Source organism: Xenorhabdus sp. TS4 (assembly GCF_014467265.1).
Lineage (GTDB): Bacteria > Pseudomonadota > Gammaproteobacteria > Enterobacterales > Enterobacteriaceae > Xenorhabdus > Xenorhabdus ehlersii.
Map to the genome: position 1 here is coordinate 1 of NZ_NKHQ01000045.1, position 3,657 is coordinate 3,657.

Annotated in this window: 4 protein-coding genes; all 4 read left to right on the forward strand. The window is 43.2% G+C overall.

Going from position 1 to position 3,657, the window contains the following annotated elements:
- Positions 1-58: 58 nt before the first annotated feature.
- The 4 genes from Xets_RS12770 (at position 59) to Xets_RS12785 (ending at position 3,151) form a co-directional block, all read left to right on the forward strand.
- On the forward strand, positions 59-358 hold the full coding sequence (locus tag Xets_RS12770; protein WP_187651796.1) for a helix-turn-helix transcriptional regulator: 300 nt from the start codon (positions 59-61) through the stop codon (positions 356-358).
- Positions 359-1,116: 758 nt separating this feature from the next.
- On the forward strand, positions 1,117-2,106 hold the full coding sequence (locus Xets_RS12775) for a protein rep (protein WP_187651797.1): 990 nt from the start codon (positions 1,117-1,119) through the stop codon (positions 2,104-2,106).
- A 289-nt stretch (positions 2,107-2,395) separates the two neighbouring features.
- On the forward strand, positions 2,396-2,755 hold the full coding sequence (locus tag Xets_RS12780) for a tlde1 domain-containing protein (RefSeq protein WP_187651798.1): 360 nt from the start codon (positions 2,396-2,398) through the stop codon (positions 2,753-2,755).
- A gap of 3 nt (positions 2,756-2,758) precedes the next feature.
- Positions 2,759-3,151: a hypothetical protein gene (locus Xets_RS12785; protein ID WP_187651799.1), complete on the forward strand. Its 393-nt coding sequence runs from the start codon at positions 2,759-2,761 to the stop codon at positions 3,149-3,151.
- The last annotated feature ends 506 nt before the right edge of the window (positions 3,152-3,657 follow it).

The window sequence follows — 3,657 nt, forward strand, 5'->3', positions numbered from 1 at the left end:
CCGGTTGTGAGATCCCTGTTTGAATCGCCACCAATAACAACAATGAGGTGAAGCAGGTATGAATACACAAGACTGGCATCCCGCCGATATCGTTGCCGCTCTTCACAAACAAGGCATAACCGTAGCTGCTCTGTCCCGCGAATCCGGTTTAAGTTCTTCCACATTGGCAAATGTCCTGAAACGCGCATGGCCTAAAGGCGAATGGATCATTGCCCGTCGTCTGAATATGCACCCCGCCCAAATCTGGCCAAGCCGATATTTCGATATGAAGGGACGCATGACAAAACGAAAACCCAGAAATGCTCCAGACTGGAAGGCGCTGGTCAGTCAGGACGACCACGAAGTTGGGAATAATTAAGGTCAAATACGGGACAAGATGTGCTTTGTAGCACCGCCTGCACGCAGTCGTTGTTACAAAGTTCTTGGTCAGGGCAAAGCCCCGACACCCCCCTAAAGGATAATTTACACCGGATGGAATGGCTTTTAGATGCCCTTTAGGGCATGGAAGGCGGCTCTCAGAAGTTACTGGGGATGCCGTCGTCAAACCGCCGATACAAAGGGGGGACTGAATCGGGGAGCACGAATCCCCCCTTCCCTGCTAAGCGGGTTTTTAGCGGGCTTTCAGTGATTCAGTAGTCTGATGGTCGGAGACAAAGGAAATGTTTGGCTGGCACGGTAAATTTTCCTTTCGGTATATACACGAAGTTATGAGCGATCCCCTGACGAACGGATAGGATTACGTTTAAATTTTCACGTAATCGGATATCTCGATTTATGTGTTTTTCTATTTGGTTTTTTGGGAGAGAAAATGGGTGATTTTGGGGGTGATTTTGGGGGTTTTCCCTTGTATTTATACTTAAGGGATAACTCTAGGATTGAAATTTACCTCCAACCATTGCTACTCAAGGCTTTAGAGTGAATTTGCTTGGAAATGGTATCGGCTGTATTATTTTATCTGGTGATCGTGTGTTGAAACTAAAAATTTACCCCTGCAATTGCGTCAACAATTCAGGGGTGTGATCACCTAGCAAATTCTGTGTAATGTGGCACAACCTATAGGTGATAAGAGGATGATAACATATCTTTTCTGCGCCTGCCCATACTGGAGCAGGTATCATGCAAGACGCTAATCGACCTTTTTTGACAGATTATAATCCTAATGATAAGCCTTGGGACACTCACAAAGGTCAGTCTGATGATGTCGGTGGGATCTACCTGCAAGCGGCCGAATTTGAGGCTTATGCGGCGCGTATGCGCGATTGTGGCGGCTTATTGCGTTTCGGCTGGTCTACGCTTGCCGAAACCGGAGAAACGCGTCTGAGGCTTCGAGAGGCGCATTTTTGCCGTGTCCGGCACTGTCCTGTTTGCCAATGGAGGCGATCGCTGATGTGGCAAGCCCGTTTTTACCAGTCCCTGCCCTGTATCGTGGCAGATTATCCAGATTCCCGTTGGATGTTCCTGACGCTGACCGTGCGGAACTGTGCCATTGAAGATTTGGGTGAAACCTTGACCCTAATGAATTCGGCCTTTCAGCGGCTTAAAGTTCGGAAAGAGTTTAAGCCGGTTCAAGGCTGGATACGTACGACGGAAGTGACCCGTGGCAAAGATGGCAGCACACACCCGCATTTTCATACTCTGATGATGGTGCCGCCATCCATGTTATCCGGTCGAGATTACGTGAAGCATTATCGCTGGATGGAGCTGTGGCGGGATTGTTTGCGTATTGATTACGATCCGAATATCGATGTTCGGGTGGTCAAATCCAAGTGCTCCAAAGAGGGGGAAAGCTTCGCAAGTCTGACAGCTGAACAGATTCGCGGGGCTGTGTCTGAGACACTGAAATACTCAACAAAACCTTCCGACATGGTGGCCGATCCAGCGTGGTTTCTAGAACTGACTCGCCAGACGCATAAGCGTCGTTTTATTGCTACCGGAGGGGCGTTGAAGGATGTACTGAAGTTGGAGCAGGAAACTAACGAAGACTTGATTTTGGCTGACGAAATGACGGATGGCTCAGATGATGGTTCACGGTTGGCGTTTGGCTGGGAGATAGGCGAGCGTCGTTATCGTCGTTCGCCAGAGAGAGATAGTAAAAAGCGTGGTTAATAACGTGTGATGCAAGATAGTCCGTCTTATTGGAAAGAGTTAGTACTCTTATAAGACGGACGTTGACTGATGGTCGGTTCTAGAAAAAGAAATTTTCCAAATTTTAAATAGTGTAATTAATTTTCATTAAAATTATTGAAATGAAGCTCTATTTATCTGGATTAAATTAAAAAATAAAATGTAATATTTTTTAATTAATGAATTCATAAAGTAATTTAAACCATAAATAAAAAAGGTGATAAAGTATATAAGGTAAAATAATTAATTTTTTTGAAAAAAGGAGTTTTTAATGGCTTGGATTTATCATCAATACTCAGGCGAGTTATATCACAATGACAGATTAGTTTATCGTGACGGATACAGCGGAAAGGGAATACATAAAAACAATCCTGCCTCAGAATCGATACGTGGGAAAGGACCAATCCCAAGAGGACAATATACGATTGGAGGTTATACCAGTAGCAAAGGTGCAATGACTATTCATTTAGAGCCGCGTGAGGGTAACAATATGTACGGAAGAGATCTTTTCAGAATACACGGCGATAGCACTAAAAGGCCTGGTGAAGCCTCAGAGGGTTGTATAATTGTTGGAAAAAGTGCGAGAAGAGAGATAATTGATTCTATGGATAGAGAATTGATAGTGAAATAGATCATGAAAAAAATTATTTTATTTGCAATGTTATTTATTCCTACTATTGCTTTTTCTTCAATAAAAGATGATACCGAAAAAGCTTTAGATTATTGTGCAACTACTGAGTCTTGGGCTGCGCAAATTGTTATAACAAATTCTTATCGAAAAAATAATCAATTCGATAGAATGAAAGCAACATCTTCTCTACTAGAACGAACTAGATTAGCAAAAGAAGGTAAGCCAATTGTTCTTAAAGAGTCGGGACAGTTATATACGCAAACATTAGAAATAACTATTCCATATATTAATAAAAACAAAAAACCTGCTGTTTTTATTGCTTCATCAATTATTTCAGCAGAAGAATGCTCATTATCCGAGGTAGCCTATTTTGATATAACTCCTGAAATCGATTAATTTTACTTTAAATATCTTTAGTCTTTAGTCTTTAGTTAAGGCGTTTTGAGAGGTGGCGTCACTTGGATTTTACCAAGTGACGCCGCTAAAAAAACGGTTATGAACCTTGTTCGGCTTGTTTTTCTAGGAAATCGTACTCAGTGAAGCCACCTAAAAAAACCGATACACCTTCCCTTTTTCATTACGTTTTTACGCTAATAACCACATCACATCTATTTGATTACCTTATTGAAAAGTTTTATCCAACCCGTTAACCTGATAGCGCCATTGGAAAAATCCAGTGGTCAAGGAATCTCACCCTTGTTAAGAGTAACCCACTGGTAGGAATTTTCTGCCAGTGCGCCTGCATTCGCCCGTTCAATGGCGGTTCAGGCAGGGGAGGCTTCGGCCTCGCCGGAAGGTTACTCCCGGTTGTGAGATCCCTGTTTGAATCGCCACCAATAACAACAATGAGGTGAAGCAGGTATGAATACACAAGACTGGCATCCCGCCGATATCGTTGCCGC

Coding starts and splice junctions, on each gene's coding strand:
- Xets_RS12770 (WP_187651796.1), top strand. CDS start 59: ATGAATACACAAGACTGGCATCCCGCCGATATCGTTGCCGCTCTTCAC.
- Xets_RS12775 (WP_187651797.1), top strand. CDS start 1,117: ATGCAAGACGCTAATCGACCTTTTTTGACAGATTATAATCCTAATGAT.
- Xets_RS12780 (WP_187651798.1), top strand. CDS start 2,396: ATGGCTTGGATTTATCATCAATACTCAGGCGAGTTATATCACAATGAC.
- Xets_RS12785 (WP_187651799.1), top strand. CDS start 2,759: ATGAAAAAAATTATTTTATTTGCAATGTTATTTATTCCTACTATTGCT.